The sequence below is a fragment of the Nostoc sp. genome, assembly GCF_036917555.1.
GTDB lineage: Bacteria > Cyanobacteriota > Cyanobacteriia > Cyanobacteriales > Nostocaceae > Nostoc.
In genome coordinates this window covers 121337-140143 of sequence record NZ_JBALDD010000063.1, presented here as the reverse complement: position 1 = coordinate 140143, position 18807 = coordinate 121337, and the positions used below count along the sequence as shown (strand labels likewise).

The 18807-nt window shown below is 43.1% G+C and carries 13 protein-coding genes and 1 pseudogene; 7 read left to right on the top strand and 7 right to left on the bottom strand.

Annotated features, from left to right (window positions below; all coding sequences use genetic code 11):
- Positions 1–116: 116 nt before the first annotated feature.
- The 3 genes from V7K60_RS23050 to V7K60_RS23040 form a co-directional block, all read right to left on the bottom strand.
- Positions 117–3506 carry an efflux RND transporter permease subunit gene (locus V7K60_RS23050; protein WP_334928689.1) on the bottom strand — a complete coding sequence of 1130 codons (3390 nt, stop codon included), beginning with the start codon at positions 3504–3506 and terminating at the stop codon, positions 117–119.
- Positions 3507–3523: 17 nt separating this feature from the next.
- Positions 3524–4714 (bottom strand): efflux RND transporter periplasmic adaptor subunit, encoded by a 1191-nt coding sequence (locus V7K60_RS23045; RefSeq protein WP_334928687.1) that lies wholly within the window; start codon positions 4712–4714, stop codon positions 3524–3526.
- Between the two features lie 829 nt (positions 4715–5543).
- Entirely contained in the window at positions 5544–5801 is a 258-nt protein-coding gene (locus tag V7K60_RS23040; protein WP_334928685.1) for a hypothetical protein, read from the bottom strand.
- A 249-nt stretch (positions 5802–6050) separates the two neighbouring features.
- Here V7K60_RS23040 and V7K60_RS23035 point away from each other — a divergent pair, with 249 nt between their 5' ends.
- Both V7K60_RS23035 and V7K60_RS23030 read left to right on the top strand, forming a co-directional pair.
- Positions 6051–7379, top strand: coding sequence for an AAA family ATPase (locus V7K60_RS23035; RefSeq protein WP_334928683.1), 1329 nt, complete (start codon positions 6051–6053; stop codon positions 7377–7379).
- The gene (locus V7K60_RS23030) at positions 7376–8092 is read left to right on the top strand and encodes a ParB/Srx family N-terminal domain-containing protein (protein WP_334928681.1); all 717 of its coding nucleotides are present in this window, start codon (positions 7376–7378) and stop codon (positions 8090–8092) included. The genes V7K60_RS23035 and V7K60_RS23030 overlap by 4 nt, the downstream gene beginning before the upstream one ends.
- 144 nt (positions 8093–8236) lie before the next feature.
- Here V7K60_RS23030 and V7K60_RS23025 read toward each other — a convergent pair whose 3' ends face one another.
- On the bottom strand, positions 8237–9184 hold the full coding sequence (locus V7K60_RS23025) for a glycosyltransferase family 2 protein (protein ID WP_334928679.1): 948 nt from the start codon (positions 9182–9184) through the stop codon (positions 8237–8239).
- A gap of 65 nt (positions 9185–9249) precedes the next feature.
- The gene (locus tag V7K60_RS23020) at positions 9250–10278 is read right to left on the bottom strand and encodes an Npun_R2821/Npun_R2822 family protein (RefSeq protein WP_334928677.1); all 1029 of its coding nucleotides are present in this window, start codon (positions 10276–10278) and stop codon (positions 9250–9252) included.
- A gap of 810 nt (positions 10279–11088) precedes the next feature.
- On the opposite strand from V7K60_RS23020, the gene V7K60_RS23015 reads away from it, so the two are divergent.
- Positions 11089–12525 (top strand): DHA2 family efflux MFS transporter permease subunit, encoded by a 1437-nt coding sequence (locus tag V7K60_RS23015; protein ID WP_334928675.1) that lies wholly within the window; start codon positions 11089–11091, stop codon positions 12523–12525.
- A 147-nt stretch (positions 12526–12672) separates the two neighbouring features.
- Positions 12673–13422: an SDR family oxidoreductase gene (locus V7K60_RS23010; RefSeq protein WP_334928673.1), complete on the top strand. Its 750-nt coding sequence runs from the start codon at positions 12673–12675 to the stop codon at positions 13420–13422.
- Positions 13423–13508: 86 nt separating this feature from the next.
- On the opposite strand, the gene V7K60_RS23005 is transcribed toward V7K60_RS23010, so the two are convergent.
- Together V7K60_RS23005 and V7K60_RS23000 are read right to left on the bottom strand one after the other, a co-directional pair.
- Positions 13509–14471, bottom strand: a complete 963-nt coding sequence (locus V7K60_RS23005) for a sugar-binding transcriptional regulator (protein ID WP_334928671.1) — start codon at positions 14469–14471, stop codon at positions 13509–13511.
- 101 nt (positions 14472–14572) lie between these two features.
- On the bottom strand, positions 14573–15373 hold the full coding sequence (locus V7K60_RS23000) for an SDR family NAD(P)-dependent oxidoreductase (protein WP_334928669.1): 801 nt from the start codon (positions 15371–15373) through the stop codon (positions 14573–14575).
- 149 nt (positions 15374–15522) lie between these two features.
- On the opposite strand from V7K60_RS23000, the pseudogene V7K60_RS22995 reads away from it, so the two are divergent.
- The 3 genes and pseudogenes from V7K60_RS22995 (at position 15523) to V7K60_RS22985 (ending at position 18572) form a co-directional block, all read left to right on the top strand.
- Positions 15523–16869, top strand: a pseudogene (locus tag V7K60_RS22995) (ABC transporter substrate-binding protein).
- A gap of 73 nt (positions 16870–16942) precedes the next feature.
- Positions 16943–17866, top strand: coding sequence for a carbohydrate ABC transporter permease (locus tag V7K60_RS22990; protein WP_334928667.1), 924 nt, complete (start codon positions 16943–16945; stop codon positions 17864–17866).
- A gap of 1 nt (position 17867) precedes the next feature.
- Complete coding sequence (locus V7K60_RS22985; protein WP_334928665.1) at positions 17868–18572, top strand: carbohydrate ABC transporter permease; 705 nt, start codon at positions 17868–17870, stop codon at positions 18570–18572.
- The last annotated feature ends 235 nt before the right edge of the window (positions 18573–18807 follow it).

Sequence of the window (18807 nt, the reverse complement as noted above, 5' to 3'; positions counted from 1 at the left end):
TGTAATAGAAAGCAGAGTTGGGCAGGGAAGCAGAGGTGAAAAAGATAAGTTGTAGTCAGTCTTTCTTCTGGTGCTCTTGTGCCCAATCCTCAACTCCCTATTCCCTATTTCCTATTTCAATCACTCGAATCATTGGATCTGTTGTCATCAGTGTTTTGCCTGATAATGACAGATGAATGTTGAGGAGCGTTCGTCGTTCGCGTTAACGTCTCTGTTCGCGCAGCGTCTCCGTCAGGAGAAGGAGAAGACGTTGCCGTTGGCGTTCGCGTTGGCGAAGCTTCTCGAAGAGAAGCGTCTTTGTCAGGAGAAGCCTCTTGAGGAGAAGGCATCGCTTTTGATTGTCCATCCTCATTTCCATCTGGAGATGGTGGTTGGGAGCGATTAGTAGGTTTATGTTTCAAGAAGCGATCTTCCAAAGTCTTAATGATTACATACAGCACTGGAACAAAGAGCAAACTTAAAATCGTTGCCACGAGTAACCCGCCAAACAAAGCCGTTCCCAACGACCAGCGCGAGGCAGAACCCGCTCCAGTGGCGATTACCAGAGGGAAAAATCCCAGCAGTGCCGCACTCGAAGTCATGACAATTGGTCGAAACCGTTCTTCGGCTGCGGTCAAGGCTGCCTCTCGAATTGTCATGCCCCCTTCATAGGCTTGGTTAGCAAACTCGACGATCAAAATGGCGTTTTTCGAGGCGAGTCCGATCAGCATTACCAACGCCACGTTCGCGTAGACATCGTTTACCAAACCGCGCAACGCCAGCGCACTCAAAGCACCTAACAACGCTAACGGTACGGTCAATAAAATAATCGTGGGATCGATATAACTTTCATACTGAGCAGCAAGTGTGAGAAACACCATAATGATCCCAAAGCCAAAAATTAGAATGCCCAAATTACCTGCACTTAATTCTTCACGGGCAGTTCCGATCCAGTCACTACCAACCCCTGGTGTTGCTGCTTGGGCCACTGCTTGCTGCATTGCCTGGATTGCTTGTCCACTGCTATAGCCTGATGCTTCTCTGCCTTGCAGATCGATAGCGCGGAAGCCGTTGTAGTGATTGATTACAGATGGGCCTGTAATCGGCGTGAGTGTTGCAACCTCGCTCAATCGCACCATTTGGTTATTTGTCGATCGCACATAAAGCTGACGAATATCATTCGGCGATCGCCGATAGTTGCCGTCTGCTTGAACATAAACGCGATAGCTCTGCTGTCCAAGGATAAAATCGTTGACATACTGCGAACCAATGGCGGTTCCAAGTGTGGTGACAGCATCCTGAAAATTGACGTTGAGTGCTTCAAGGCGATCGCGATCAAAGTCGATTTCAAATTGTGGTGTACTGGCGGTAAACTGTGTAAACACGCCGCCTTTGAGGGCTGGTTGTTGATTCGCTTGCGCTAGAACCGCTTGGGCATTGGCGAAAAAATCATCGATTGTCAGTCGCCCGTTGGTGCGGTCTTCAAGCTGCAACTCAAATCCACCTAACGTACTAAAGCCTTGAATCGGTGGGGGACTGACTGCGGTGATTACGGCTTCGGGAATCCCTTGAAATCCGCCATTAATTCGGGTCAAAATTGCAGACGCACTTTGATCGGATTTGCTGCGATCTTCCCACGGCTTGAGTTGAGCAAAGAACACGCCGCGATTTGACCCACTGCCTGCAAACCCAAATCCTGAAGTCGCAAAAATATTATTAATTTCCGGTTCTTTTTGGAGAACTTGTTCAACTTTTTCGAGTACTTGATCGGTATAACCAAGAGCAACTCCATCCGGGGCTTGAATAATACCTAATAAAATCCCCTGATCTTCACTCGGAACAAATCCGGTGGGAACATGGGTGAACATAAAATAAGTCGCAGCTAAACCGACTACAAACAATCCAATGACAACGTAACGAACGCGAATCAGAAAATTGACGATCGCTAGATATCGTTGAATAATCCATGCCAAAATTTGATTAAATTTGTTAAAAAACCAGCCAAGCGGGCCGCGTTTGGGTCGTGGCGGACGCAACAAAATCGCAGACATACTAGGACTGAATGAAAGCGCATTAAAGGCTGAAATCGCGATCGAAAAGGCAATTACTAACGCGAACTGCTGATACATTCTCCCAGTCGAACCCGGAAAAAACGCTACTGGAATAAACACCGCCATCAACACCAGCGACGTTGCCAGCACTGCTCCAGTAAGTTCGTCCATTGCCTCGATTGACGCTTGAAACGGTCGCACTCCCTGTTCAATTTTACGGGCGACTGCCTCGACGACGATAATTGCATCATCTACAACTAATCCTGTCGCCAAAATTAAACCAAATAAGGTCAAATTGTTTAACGAGAATCCAAACACGTAAGCAAATGCTAATGCGCCAATCAGCGAAACCGGAATCGCAAAAATCGGAATAATTGTTGCTCGCCAGTCTTGGAGAAACAGAAAAATCACGAGTACCACCAGGGCGATCGCTTCGACAAGCGTTTTCACCACTTCTTCGAGTGATGCTTGCACAAACCCAACAGTATCGTAAACAATCTTGGCTTGTAATCCGGGCGGAAACTCTTTCATCAGGTCATTCATTTGCGCCTGAACGTTTTTCGCCACATCCAGCGCATTACTACCTGGTAACTGATAAATTGCAATGCCGATCGCCGGCTTGCCATTATTTCTGGCATTACTAGCATAAGTCTCCGAGCCGAGTTCGGCATGACCGACATCTTTGAGTTTAATTAAGTTGCCATCACTCCCAGCTTTAATGACCAGATTCTCAAATTCTGATGCATCTTTGAATTGACCATTGATTCGCAGCGGAATTTCATAACTTTGACCTGGAGGCACAGGCTGTTGACCCAACGTTCCGGCTCCAGCGAGAATATTTTGCGATCGCAGTGCTGTTGACACATCTGCCACGGTTAATTGCCGACTCGCCAGTGCATTTGGATCGAGCCACAACCGCATCGCATACTCTTTTTCACCAAAAATTGTGATATCCCCAACTCCCGGTGTTCTCAGCAGTTGATCCCGCAAATTCAGGTCAATATAGTTACTAATAAACAGCGCATCATACTCATTATTTTGGGGATAAAGCGCGTACACTAATAAAATGCTGGTTGAAGACGTTTGCGCTGTCACACCGAATTGTTGCACGGTCGTTGGCAAGCGAGGTGTAGCACGGGCAATGCGATTCTGCACGTTCACTTGGTCAATATTTTTATCTGTCTGTGACCCAAAATACACTGAAATTTGGCTACTACCTGCTGAACTGTTCGAGGTCATGTACTGCATTCCCTCAACGCCGTTAATCTGTCGCTCCAACGTAGTTGTCACGGCAGTTTCTACGGTTTCCACATCTGCGCCAGTATAGGTGGCTGAGACTTGAACGCGAATCGGCGCAATATCTGGCAAGTAATTGAGCGGCAGTAGCGGAATACACACTCCCCCCAAAATCAGAATCACTAAGGTACAAACGGTAGCTAATACCGGGCGTTTGATAAAGGTGTTGGCGATCGACATGATGAGATGTCCTGGATTTAGGATTGCGGTTGAATTGGTGCGCCTTCTCTAAGTTTGAGAATGCCAGCAGTCACGATCGTTTCGCCGGATTTAAGTCCTGAGATGACTTGATAGTTTGTGCCTTGAATGTCACCAAGGCGTACTAAACGCTGATGCACAATTTGCTGCTGTTTGCCGTTTACGGTTTTGTTTTCGGTGACAAACACAAAACTTTGTCCGGCAACGCGAGAAATTGCGGCGGTGGGAATTAAGATACCTGGTTGTCGATTCCAAATCACCCGAGCTCGAACGTATTGCCCATCACGCAGTCGTCCTTGTGAATTTGCAAAGCGTGCCTTGCTCAAAATTGACTGCTGCTGGGAACTGACTGAGGGAGAAATGGAGTTGATCGCGCCGTTGCCAATCAATTTCTGCGTGGTGGGATCGATCAACTCAACGGGCAATCCGGTTCGCAGTTGATTCAATCGATTTGAAGGTACAGAAAGATTAAGATCCAGCGAATCGTTTTGCGTGATTGTGGTAATGGTTTGTCCGGTGTTGACATAATCTCCAATCTTGACTGGAAAATAACCGACTACGCCAGTGATCGGTGCTACCACTCGTTTGAAATTGAGATTGACTTGCGCGGCAGCGGTACTGGCTTGGGCAGAGCGTACATTTGCCTGTGCTTGCCGAATGGCTGCCCCTGATGCAGCAACTTGTTTGTTTGCGGCTTGCAAGTCTGCATTTGCCGCTTGTAAATTATTTCTGGCAAGGTCTAACTCTTGTCTGGCTATGGCTCCTTCGTTGACTAACTGTTGGTTACGATTGAATTGTGTCCGTTGCAGCTGAACATTTGCGGCTGATTTGGTGCGCTGGGCTTCGGCTTGTTGTTGCTCTGCTTGAGCAGTTCCCAATGCTGCTTGCGCGGAACTAGCCGCTGCGATCGAGCTGGCAACATTAGCCTGAGTCTGATCTAAACTCAAGGATGCGATCGCCGTACCTTGCTGCACTCGCTGACCACTCGACACGAGAATCGATTCGATTCGTCCTTGAGTTTGGGGCTGTAGCGTGACTTTTTGCTGCGCTTCCAACGATCCGACAAACACAGAACTTTCTTCGATTGTGCCTGCGTCAATTTTCTGAAGTTTCACCGGCAATGGTGGCGGGCCTTGAGCATTCGCTGCCGGATCGTTTTTTTGACAACCACTCGTCAATGCTGTGAGCATTAGTACAATAACTAATACTGGATTTGTGAGTAAACAGTTTAAGTCTTTAAGTAGACGCTCGCCTTTTAGCATGAAACAAAATGTTAATTAGCTAAATGTATGTGTCGCATAATTTTTTCTTTTCAATACAAAGGATTAAGAAAGCCTAATAGCTCTAACTTTGCCGTCGGAAATTTTCTATATGTCTAATTATTTTGTTTATCATTAGATTCATCTTTTATCTGAAGCGCAGCTTTACCTAAACAAATTCATCTTTAAAAAATCTCTGGATTAATACATTGCACTCAATGTACGCTGTGGCTCGTTTAGGTCGGCTGACTAAATAGAACGATGTGGAAAAACCAAACTATGTTAAGAAAAATTAAATAAACTCAAACTCTCTTCCCTCCTGCCTCCTGCTTCATTCCAACGATAAATATTCACACCGACCTACTTATCTGTTGGTTTTCCTTGTTTTTGAGTCTGAGGCATTGAAAATTCCTCCTTTCGCTTTATTATCAGTACACCTAATTTGGATTTAGATTCCGACTGCTAAAAGAGAGAATTTAAAAACTGTTTTGTGCAGCGAAAGCGTTGATCGCTCATTAAAATATTAGCCTGTGGATGGATTCCATTCTGCGACAAAAACTGATGTCGGTTGCTACATTTAAACAAACCCCGGCATCACAACCTTGGTATACTATATTACTGCGATCGTTCCTGACAGCAGCATGCCTCATATTCGCTCCTTTATGCTAAGAGTGTTTCAGCAGTCAGATGAGGACGATTAAGCACTTAGTTAAATTACTTGTTTCAATGCAATACCATCTGTCTGTAGAATGAAGCATCATCAAAAGTGCAACGTATTCTCTAATGTAGTAAAGGTGGTGCTTTCAGATCCAGCATACAGACTCATGCGATCGCACTCCCAAGATGCAATCAGTATCTTCTGTCCCCTATCCCAGCAGCAAACCCAAATAGCTAATAAAGAGCTATAAACGCTCAAAAAACTAGCTTTTGACCAATCTGAACGCAGTTCAGAACAGGTGTTCTCACCACTAAACTCCAAGGCTAGCTTACCAAAAGAAAAGCCTAAGCCAACTATCATACTTAGCCTGTTAATTTTAAATATGGCTAGCTCTCAAAATTGGTTACTTTATCAGCAGAAATACTAATTTTATGATAATTTTTTAGATTTTCTAAGTGATTTATATCACTCAATATAATTAAGGCTATGCCATAATCTACCAAATATCAGGTTTTGTCCCAAGTCCAATAATTATTTAGAGGTAGAAAAATATTACCTTTTAATCCTGAGCTGTGCCGTAACGAAAGCGAAGTTGAAAGCAAACTCATAGTGCAATATTTGCTACCCCAGCTAGGTTATACTCCTGACACCTGGCATCAAGAAGTTGTCCTTGGTAGCATCCGCTTAGATTTTTTAGCATTTGCTGCACAAGTGATTCCCTTTGTATTAGATGCCAACTCACCGCTGAGTGTCGTCATGGAAGCAAAGCATCCCAAACAAAATTTAAATCATCATGTCCTCCGACTCAGGCATTATTTAACCAGCTTGAATGTCAGGTATGGATTGTTGACTAATGGCAAAGAGATTAGAATTTATCAAAAATTGCAGACTAATATTCAGTTAATATTTCAATGTTCTGGCAAAGAAGTTGAAATTAAGTTAGATAAAATTAAAGATTTAATTGGTAGAGAGAGCCTGAAAGAAGGACAGTTAATAGATAAACCTGAAGTTCAAATAAATAAATATAATTTAAATCTTGAAACAAAGAGGCAACATTCAATGAAAACGATTGCAATCTACCACAATAAAGGTGGCGTTGGTAAGACTACTGTTGCAGTCAATCTTGCAGCAGCATTGAGTAAAAAAGGTAAAAGGGTACTTTTAATTGATATAGATTCACAAGCAAATACTACTTTTGCTACAGGATTAATCAAATTTCAATTTGATGAAGATGATGATTTACGAGATTCTAATATCTATCATTTATTAGAATCAGGTGACTTTTACTTAATACCCGATGTTAGCAGAAAGTCACATTATTTTAATAATCCTGAATTAGATGTTATTCCTGCACATATTAATTTAATAGAAGGACAGTATAAACTTAATCAAATTGATGCTAGTAAGACGAGGTTAGTTACGAAATTAAAAAAAGTAGAACAAGAATATGACATTGTTATTATTGATACACCTCCATCCAGAGATTTATATGCAAAAGTTGCACTTGTCGCTGCTGATTACCTGATAATTCCTTCAGATTTAAAGCCATTTGCAAACCAAGGATTGTTAAGTGTCAAAAACTTTATTATAGAAGTTAATGAATTTAGAGAAATGATAGGAAAACCACACATTATATTAATAGGTATCCTGGCTTCAAAAATCTCTACTAATTCTAAATTTTTACAATATACTTTTCCTAAGCAAAGGAGCGTGATTTCAGAACGTTACAATCTGCCTTTGATGGAAGCAGTAATTTATGATAGAACCGTACTATCCGAATGTATGAATCAGACTATAACAGTTGGAGATTTAGAATACCCTGATCCTAAATCTGTTGTTAAATATGCAGAAGAAGTAAAATCAGATGCTCAAAAATCTGCTATGGAATTTGATATTTTAGCAGATGAAGTATTAGTCGGAATAGGGTTAAATAAATGATGAATTTTTCTTTGGTAGATGTAAAAAGTATTACTTCTAATGAATCTCGTTCAAATTTTGCAGAAGCTGATTTAGAGAACCTTGCAGATATAATTATAGAAACTGGAGGAATTATCAGACCATTAGTTGTGAAAGTGACAGGAGTGGAGAGCTATACGGTAGTTGATGGACATTTTGAATATTATGCTGCTGTCAAAGCAAGAGAAAAAAATCCTCGACAAGGTGAGATGGTTAATGCTTTTGTCATTGCTCCAAAATTAGAGAATTTAGTAGTAAAACAAGTTGCATCTCTCAAAGAAATTGATTCTTCTACCAAACCAGTAATACCAAAGCCTGAAGCAACAAAATTAGAACCACGTTTAGCAAATTTAGAATTACGTCTTGAGAAGCAATTTAATGAGTTTAAGTCAGAATTTATACAAGAAAGACAGAGAATAGATAGTCAGTTCAAGCAACTTGAGAACCTTATTCCCCAAAAGGGTGAACAGAGTAATCCGCTTACTTTATTGAACACTTTAGATAAAGACGAGTTATCTATAAAGTTACAACGCTCTAGGATTTCTGGGGCGGAAAAACTTGCGAAAGCTATAGAAGATGCTCGACATAAGAAGCCAAAGCAAGAGTTTGAAGATTATCGTGATGTAGTAAAATCTGTTAAAAACTTGGGCGATAAAACAATTTTGACTATCATTGATGAGTGGTCAAAAAATTAGTAGTTAGCTAGTAGGTTGGGTTGAACGAAGTGAAACCCAACAATTAACACTTAATGTTGGGTTGGGTTTCGTTCCTCAACCCAACCTACACAGCTTTTCCAAATAACGTCAAAAGTAAGTTGCACAATATGTTAATGTCAATGTCTAACCCTGCATTCGTCGCAATGCATTAAACGCCTTACCTCGCAACCCAACTGGTAACAACGATAAACCTAAACCAGTCCAAGCTTTAGCAGTCGAAAAAGACTGTCCCGCTAAAACTAACTCTCTGCCTTTTTGCGTTTCACCCTTTTCAATTAAACGCAAACCTAGTAATAATTGCGTTTCAGTTAAACGATTTTTCCTGATTTCCTCTAATTTTTCAGACTCAAACTTATAACTTTCTAAATACTGAATTTTATCAAATAAATAAGGAATAGCTCGATTAATACCTTGCTGCTCTGCATGAGAGCGATATTCCATCAATAATTCTGCTAAGTAATAGCCCTTTTTTCCAGCCAAAGCCAGACGCACAAATAAATCATTATCTTCACAATTTTGCAGATTTGGCTGCATATATCCTAATTCTTGCAAGGTTTTACGGCGAAATAATGTCGCCCCCACTTGAAAGCTTTGCTGAATAAATACAACTTCCAACAAATTATTTACGACACCTGCGGGTAAATTCTTCCTACCCCAGCGATGAGAATTTTCTTGAGTTTTTGCCTCATCCCGCACGTTGTTAATATCAATTATCCAATGGTCTGTACCAACAAAATCAATGCTAGAGTCTTCAGCAAGAATAGTTGCTGTACTTGCGAGAAAATCGGGTGTTAGCCGATCGTCATCATCAAATTTAATAAAATATTCACCGCTAGCAGCATCAAAGCCAGAGCGCATATTATTACTTTTACCAATATTTTGCTGATGACGGATATATTTAATCCGGTTGTCTGTGTACTGTGACATCAATTCGGGTGTGCGATCGCTAGAACCGTCATCACAAATAATTAGCTCAAAGTCTTGCTCAGACTGATTGAGTACACTGTCAATTGCGAAAGGCAGTAAATTAACTCGATTAAACGTGGGAATGCAAACACTAACTTTAGGCATTTTTGCAAGATGAGAGTGGACATTGCTCACGAGCTAAACGCATAATGAGCAAGGCTGGGCAAAAGCTAAGTGTAGGAAATAGTTTGATTAATTTTATTCCAAACTTTTTTGATAAATCGATTGCTTCTAGCCGCTATAGTAGGTGGCTTTAATCGCTTCGGTTTTTTCTCTGGTTGCTTCAGAAAGCGATAGTGTAAAAATTCATTTTTGTAACGAATATCAACATCTTCACCTTTACACAAGCGGGCAAATCCAATAGCAGAATAGCCCATATAGTGAAGGCGATGAATTGGTTTTAATCCCTGTTGATTATAAAGAACATTATCAATATTCACAAATGGATTTGCATTAGCACAGTTGCCAGTTCTATCTTCACCATCGGGACTGAGTGTAAAGTTAAATAGTGGTCGAGCAATTCTGAAAGTCATGTAACTAAATAAATCTGCGTCACACCACCAAGCAATTTCATTAATCCATTCGACTTCCTTATCTTCTATCAATCGCTTTTTGAGTATTTCTAATTCTTCGACGCCTAAAATACCTTTTTTTGAACCAAAAAAACTAGAACAGTGGATTTCTCGTCTGATTTCAGATTCAGGTAAAGACATTTTTTGTTCTAACTTTGGCAAGTCGAAAGCTGCAACTGAAGTTTGTTTTGTGTGTTCCCAGTCATCAAACACAAAGTCGTATTGGTCTAGTTTTTCTAAAACTTTATCCAGCTTATTCATTGCCAAACTATCAGCATCATAAAATACAAATATTTCAAACTCACCATCAAAAGCACACATTTTTCTGATTAAGTTATTTTTTTTATTCCATTCGATAGAAGGTTTATTTTTTCGGCTGTTTCTTGGATAAGCTTTCCAAACTTGAATGGCAAAATCCTCCCATTTTTTGATCGAGTTTTTATCGTCAAACAGGGTAACATTAGGTCGAGAACGTATCTCTTGCTTAACTCGCTTTAAGCGGTCATCATAAGGAATAATACAAATAGGAATATCTGGACTAACATTCACCTCAATGCTGTTTAGCAAAGCTACTAGTTGGTCAAATACCACGTCATTAGCAAGTGTGTAAATCCCAAAATTATCCATTGTAATAAATTATTTTTATCTTTGATTTACTGAGTAAAGCCAATTCTCTGTGAAGCTGCACATTATTTCGACCCCTCCCAACCTTCCCGAACTCGCAGGAAGTGCCACAGGTAGTGGGGTTATTTCTACACATCTTTATACAGAATTGGTATAAGGCGAATAATTCGATCGCTATTTTTTGACCGATTATTCTCAAATAATAATATACACATTTTCAACTTTATGCTGAAAATAAGGAGCAAGCTATTTTGGTTAGTTTGGATGATACTAAACATTACCCACCTACTTAGAAGTGCCTAAAACTCTAAGTGTTAAACAATTGCCTCCTAGAGAATAATCTCAGCAACCCGGCGGTTCCCACACCCCAAGCACCATTAACCAATAAACCTGTCATTTCCTCCACATTGTCTCTAGAGCTTGCTTCTGAGAGTTGTCTATGATAGTTTGCTAACTAGTCTCAAGTACAGTAACTCAATCAAACTACCGTACTTTATTGAACATTATCCTTGATATAGCCGAAGGAGTGCAGAGTTAAGAGTACTTAAGTACTTTAGCAAATATATGACAAGTGGAAAAGCCAATCTTGCCGATTGAGAAGTAGATACCTGACATAAACCTGAATTTTTCATTCATCCAGAGCATTTCCGATCAACCAGTCACCTGCTGCGATCGCACTCAACAAAATCACCAACGTTAAGGATGGAAGCAGCAAATTTAGTTTCCTGAACTTGGTAGCGAGGATAGCACCCTACAATGAATATACGTATGCAAACTATTCACAACCGTAAAGTCACAGGTGGAGGCTAAACATTGGCACAATTCCAAGCAGAACCTCTGGCTTTATCAGGCTCTCAAAAAAATTGGGTCTTATTCGGTGTCGGACTTGGGGTATTCATGTCTACTCTGGATTTAGGCATCATTAATGTTGCTTTGCCCACATTGGTGAAAGCCTTTAACACCAGTTTTCCTACCACCCAATGGGCTGTATTGAGTTACCAGTTGGTCAGTTCCGGTTTAGTTTTGGGAGCAACGCGCTTGGGGGATATGTGGGGCAAGAAGTCCTTATACCAGGGGGGACTTATTCTGTTTACTTTCAGTTCGCTGTTGTGTGGTTTTGCACCAAGTATCGAGTGCTTGATTGGCTTTCGGGCACTTCAAGGACTAGGTGCTGTGTTCATTTCTGGGCTTGGTTTAGCAATTATCACAGAAGTTTTTCCCTCTTCCGAACGAGGTCGGGCTGTTGGCGTCATCGGCAGTGTAGTGTCACTAGGAATTGCTTTTGGCCCCTCTGCTGGCGGGTTGCTCTTAAGCTGGTCAGGCTGGCATAGTATATTTTTCATCAATGTACCCTTGGGGATTATCGCTAGTTTCTTAATAGCTCGCGTAGTGCCACCTTCTGCACGCATTGAGGGCAAACAGAAATTTGACTTTTTTGGAGCCATATTAGCTTTATTGACTCTAGGTAGTTTTGGTTTAGGTATGACGCTAGGGCAAAGCCAGGGCTTTAGCAGTACTAATGCATTGGTATTATTAGCGATCGCCGCCGTGAGTTTCACGACTTTTTTGGTAGTTGAAGCGATTTTAAAGCAACCACTACTAGAACTAAAGCTGTTTCGCAATCTTCAGTTGAGTATGGGTTTGCTAAGTGGCTGGCTAGCATTCATTGTTATTGGCGGTTCGCTACTCATCGTCCCTTTCTTTCTAGAGAGCGTCAAGCATTATCCGACGGTAAAAGTCGGGCTGTTGCTAGCCGTATCGCCTGTACTTAGTGGGTTAATTGCCCCCCTAGCTGGAATACTTTCAGACCGCTTTGGCGCTCGACTAATCAGTTCGATTGGGCTGGGGTTGATGATTGGCGGCTGTCTGGGAATTAGCACCTTTGATGCTCAAATTACTGAGCTAGGCTATATATCACGCTATTTTATTTACGGCATTGGTCTAGGTTTATTCCAATCGCCCAACAACAGCACTGTTATGGGATCGGTACCGAGAGAGCGGCTAGGAATTGCTTCTGGGCTGTTGTCTTTGTCACGTACATCAGGTAACACCGTAGGAGTTTCTCTAATTGGGGCAGTTTTTGGAGCCTTGATAGCTAGTATGTCTGCGGGTGCAGATGTCTCTGTTGCCCCTCCTGATGCGATCGTTGGGGGGTTTCAAGGAACTTTTCGCTTCGCAGCCCTAATACTTTGTGGGGCGGCTGTTGCATCTGTTTTGAGGATCGGTAAGAGGCAGGGGGCAGGGGAGTAGGGGAGTAGGGGGAGATGAGGGAGATGAGGGGGTAAACAAAACTCTTAACTCAGCACTCAGCACTCCTAACGCCCAATGCCCAATACTTCGACTTCGGTCAGTACAAGTGCCCAATGCCAAATTATCAATTACTAAGGAGTTAAATAAATGACAGGTAAATTAGAAGGAAAAGTAGCAATTATCACTGGTGCTTCAGCGGGAATTGGAGAAGCAACTGCGATCGCCTTAGCAGCTGAAGGGGCAACAGTAGTACTCGCTGCTAGGCGTGGCGATCGCATTCAGGCATTAGCAGAACGCATTGAAGCTAGTGGTGGCAAAGCATTGCCTATTGTCACTGATGTGACTGATGAAACACAGGTAAATAACTTGGTGGCAAAGGCCAATGCAGAATTGGGAAGGGTCGATATCCTTGTGAATAACGCCGGGATTGCCTTGTTAGGAACTATTGAAGCTGGAAATAGCTCAGACTGGCGGCGATCGTTTGACCTCAACGTATTAGGACTGCTATATGCGACTCATGCCGTTTTGCCTCTGTTGAAGGCGCAAAAATCGGGGCATATAGTCAATATCTCCTCAGTGGCTGGCCGGACAGCCCGGGCGGGCATTGGTGTTTACAATGCGACCAAATGGGGTGTTAATGCCCTCTCAGAAGCATTGCGTCAAGAAGTCCACAAGGACAACATCCGCGTCACGATAATCGAACCTGGTTTGGTGGATACGGAAATTAACAACCAAATTACTGACCCCGTTGCCAAACAACGGATTGAAGAACGACGCAAGTCAATTCAACCTCTGCAAAGTGAAGACATTGCGGCTGCGATCGTTTACGCTCTTACGCAACCGCCGCGTGTTAATGTCAACGAAATCCTCATCCGACCAACGGGACAAGAACATTAAAATAATTCGTAATGACGCTCCTACGTCGCTACGAATTATGAATTACTGACTCAACACCTAGCATAAATTATCTCACTTAGTATTTACTAAATCTTAGAAAGAATCGCTTGGACCGCAGATTCATCAGTAATCAATCCTGTAATTAACTTGCCATGCAGAGCAGCCAAAATCGCCTCTGCCTTTCTCACACCGCCCGCCACACCAATAATCAGTCGATGAGCTGGTTGTTCGAGGGCTACACTGGCAACCCGACTGTTTGTCCCCTCTTGCAGCAATACTCCACGATCGCTGTAAGCCCAACCTGCAATTTCTCCTACTGCTCCTAGTTCAATCAATTCAGCCACCTCATCGTCATTGATGAAGCCGTCTTGATGTAACGGAGCATTCCAGGCAATATGACTAATTCCGACAAAGGTTGCTTTGGCTTGCTCTGCGAGTGTTTTGACGGTGAGAAACGATCGCTGAGTCTGCAAGAGTTCTCGTTCTTCAATGCTAGTTGCGACAACGGGAGTCGGCACTGGGTAAGCTTGGGAACCAACCTGATCAGATAAATGCATAACCACTTCGTGACGACCTGCACGCCCAGAGTGGGACATATTGCCAATAATTGACACAATTTTATGCTGGGGTTGGTTCATTGAAGGTATCTGCTCCACCATTGTTCGCAATGTGCGACCTGATGACAACGCCAGTATGGTTGGGGTTTTAGCCATCAGGTAAACCTCTAGGTGGGTGGCAGCACATACACCAATTCCGTATAAGGTATCACCATTCCCTGCGTCAGTTGGTACTACTTCACAAAGTGACAGAGCAAAGCGATCGCGTAACGATTCAGCCAGAGCAATGCATTCACTCAGGGGATGATCGAGTCGAAATTTAATCAATTTTTCACTGACTGCCAGTGCCACTAAGCGTTGTGCAGCTTGCCGGGACACATTGAGCTTGGCGGCAATTTCTTCTTGCGTATTGCCAGCGATGTAATAGAGCCAAGCAGCATGAGCAGCCAGGTCTAATTTGCGATCGCGCCGCTCCAAAAACGGTTGTCCCATATACTACCTGCAAAAACTATGTATCTGTCAAAGGTATGATTGCATTTTTTAGAAAATATGCCCAAGGATATAATCTTTGCTCAATTATTTTTAAATTTCTATTATCCCCCAGTAACCTCCAAGTTAAAGCCAGTAATGTAGCTTGCCTCTTCGCTCATCAGAAATGCTACCCCATTGGCCACCTCTTCCAGACTTCCTAAACGGCGCATCGGTACTGAATTAATCATCTGTTGTTCCACTACCTTGGGATTGGCATCAAAATACTGCGATCCTGCGGCTGCTTGCAATTCGGTTTGCCGCGTCCACATAAAACCAGGGCCGATCAGCGCAGGCGAGAGCGCATTCACGCGGATGCCGTAGGGTGCTAAGTCTTTCGCTGCCGTCTGAGTAATACCAATGACAGCAAACTTAGAAGCGGCGTAAGCCAACATATTTGGTGGCCCAACCACCCCTGCATAACTCGCCATGTTGACGATCGCACCTCCACCTGCATCGCGTAGTTGCTGTGCAGCCGCCTTGAGAATGTGGAAAACGCCGACAACGTTAATGTCGATCACCTTTTGAAAGTCGTCTTCAGGATATTCGTCAGTCTTGGCAAACACTCCTTGATAACCTGCATTATTAAATATATAGTCGATCCGCCCAAGCTGCTCTACAGCATCAGTAAAAGCTTTGGTAACATCATCAGCAGCCGTCACATCACAGCGAAACGTGCCGACTGGAACGTTGTACTCTTTTAGTTCCCCAGCCACATCTGCCATCTTCGGTTCATTCAAATCTAGCAGGGCTATTCCTGCGCCATTAGCAGCAAAACGGTGTGCAGTTGCCTTGCCAATATCTCCTGCACCGCCAGTAATTAGGATTGTTTTACCTGCAAACTGATAAGTTGCTTTTGCCATCATATTTTTAACCTTTTATTGAAGAATTGTTGCAAATGCTCGTGATGGAAATCAGATTGGTATGATTTCTATTATTGAGCTTTTGCCCAAAATTAGAGCATAAAATCAAAAATTTATTTTTTTTGGTTTTTTACTTTATAAGGAGTTATGCGATGCGTATCCGCCGCTTCGCTAAAGTGCTAGCTGCATTTCTAGCTGGAGTGATGCTGGCGCAATTAGTATATGCTTGCTCACCGCGCTCCCAAGCCGCAGAGAAAACTAGACTAACGATCGCCACTGTTAATAATAGCGACATGGTGGTGATGCAAGGGCTTTCTCGCAAATTTGAGTCAGCGAATCCTGATATTCAACTTCGCTGGGTGGTGCTGGAAGAAAATGTGTTACGCCAACGCACAACTACACATGTTGCAAGCCTTGGTGGGCAGTTTGATGTCATGACCATCGGTTCTTATGAAACACCAATCTGGGCTAGGTGGGACTGGTTAAGACCTTTGGATCTAGGTGCAAACTATGATGTAAATGACCTGCTAAAACCCATACAAGAAGGACTTTCTCATAACGGCAAACTCTATGCTGTGCCATTTTATGGGGAAAGTTCTATGTTGTACTACCGAAAAGATTTGTTTGAAAAAGCCGGGATTGCAGTTCCTCAACAGCCAACCTATCCCCAAATGAGAGAATAGGCAAGTAAAATCCACGACCCAGCAAATGGGGTTTATGGGGTTTGCCTACGTGGAAAACCCGGTTGGGGTGAAAACATGGCATTTATTTCCACATTGGTTAATACCTATGGTGGACGGTGGTTTGATCTGAAATGGCAACCAACGATTAATACTCCACCTTGGAAAGAGGCGATCGCCTTTTATGTCGATCTGCTTAACAAATACGGACCGCCGGGAGCTAGTTCCAATGGATTTAATAAGAATCTGGCATTATTCTCAACGGGCAAATGTGGTATGTGGGTAGATGCAACCGTTGCTGCGGGGTTGTTATCCAATCCGAAAGAATCCCAAGTTTATAACAAAGTTGGCTTCGCCTGTGCGCCAATTGAAAAATATCCCAACGGTTCAAACTGGCTTTGGGCTTGGGCGCTAGCGGTTCCAAAAACATCAAAATCACCAGAAGCCGCACAAAAGTTTGTTGCTTGGGCAACCTCTAAAGAATACATCCAACTAGTTGCAAAAGAAAATGGCTGGGTTGCCGTACCACCAGGGACTCGGACTTCCACATATCAGAATCCCAACTATCGAAAAGCTGCACCCTTTGCGGAAATCGTGCCAGGAGCGATCCAATCTGCTGATGTTACCCGTCCATCGGCACAACCAACTCCTTATAAGGGAGTTCAATACGTTGATATTCCAGAATTTCAGGCGATCGGTTCTTCAGTCGGACAAACCTTGGCGGCAGCGTTGACTAATCGGACTTCAGTAGATCAAGCGTTGCAGCAATCGCAGAAATCGACCGAACGCTTTATGAAACACACAGGTTATATCGAGTAATTCTTAGCTGTTCCACAGCTATACCAAACCCAGAAACCCAGATTTATCTGATTTTCTTAACTACGAATTGCTTATGTCTTCTTCATTAGCGGTAAAACCTCAATCCGAAACGCCACCACCCACCAAGCAACGGACTACGCGGCAAGTGTCAACCTTACCTCTGGTTGCGCCTTCGGTCGTTCTCCTGCTGCTGTGGATGATTGTGCCTCTGGTGATGACTGTATGGTTTTCCTTTCAGCGGTATAACTTGCTGAATCCAGATGCACGCAAATTCATCGGGATTGAAAATTTCACGTTCATTCTGAGTGACTCTGCTCTGTGGACATCGATCGCCATCACAATAGTTTTGGTTGTTTCTGTTTTAGCAATCACAATTGGTCTGGGCACACTCCTAGCAGTACTATTTGACCAAGACTTTTATGGTCGTGGAGTAGCGCGGGTACTAGCAATCTCCCCATTTTTTGTTATGCCCACAGTTAGTGCCCTAATCTGGAAAAATATGCTGATGCATCCAGTGAATGGGCTGTTTGCTCAAATCACCAGAGGTTTGGGTTTGGGAGCGATTGATTGGTTTGCCAGCGTTCCATTGCTTGCCATCATTATTATTGTTTTTTGGGAATGGCTGCCCTTTGCCCTGCTAATTTTGTTGACAGCTATTCAGTCACTCGATCGCGATCAGTTAGAAGCAGCCCAGATGGATGGAGCAAATGCGATCGCTCTATTTCGTTTTGTCATGCTACCCCATCTGAGCCGCGCCATTTCTATGGTTGCCATGATTGAGACAATTTTCTTCCTGACCATTTTTGCGGAAATCTTTGTCACCACAGGCGGTGGCCCGGGACTTGCAACCACTAATCTTGCCTATTACATCTTCTTAAAAGCCTTGCTGGAATTCGATGTCGGCGGTGCTTCAACCGGTGGATTAATTGCCGTAATCCTTGCCAACATCGTGGCAATCTTTTTGATGCGTAGTGTTGCTCGTAATTTGGATACCTAACATGGCACGTAAAACCCCGAAGATTTGGCTATGGACATTGCTCGGCTGGCTTGCCGCTTGCATCTTGTTTTTCCCGATTTTCTGGATGTTTCTCACCAGTTTCAAAACGGAAGTAGCGGCAGTTTCAACTCCCCCTCAGTTGTTTTTCCGCCCGACATTCGAGAACTATATTCCCATCCAAGATCGGGCAAATTATTTCAATTATGCGTTTAACAGCGTAGTGATTTCTCTGGGGTCGACTATAGTCGCGTTGCTGCTTGCTGTACCTGCTGCATACGCAATGGCATTCTTCCCAACGAAACGCACCAAGGGCACTTTACTCTGGATGCTGTCTACCAAAATGCTACCACCTGTTGGTGTGCTAGTACCGATCTACATTTTGTGCCGCAACGCCGGGTTACTGGATACTCACATCGGTTTGATTATCATTTATACCCTGATTAATTTGCCAATCGTCGTTTGGATGATTTATAGCTTTTTTAAAGAAGTTCCCAAAGAAATTCTCGAGGCCGATCGCATGGATGGAGCAACTACTCAGCAAGAACTTGTTCATGTCTTGCTACCATTGGCAGTCCCCGGAATTGCATCCACTGCATTACTCTCGATTATTTTGTCATGGAACGAAGCATTTTGGAGCTTGAACTTGACAACGGCAGATGCCACCCCACTTACAGCCTTTATTGCTTCCTTTTCCAGCCCTCAATGATTATTCTGGGCAAAACTTTCGGCAGCATCAACACTGGCGATCGCACCCATCCTCATCTTTGGTTGGCTGAGTCAACGGCAATTAGTTAGGGGTCTGACTTTTGGTGCCGTGAAATGAGTCAAGGCAGACACTTTTACAGCTTTGCGTAAAATCATGGCGAATTGAGGGTTGAAATTTAAACGCATAGGCGCTTTGCCTTCCTGCAGGGTAGGTACGCAGAGAATTTGTTACGAAT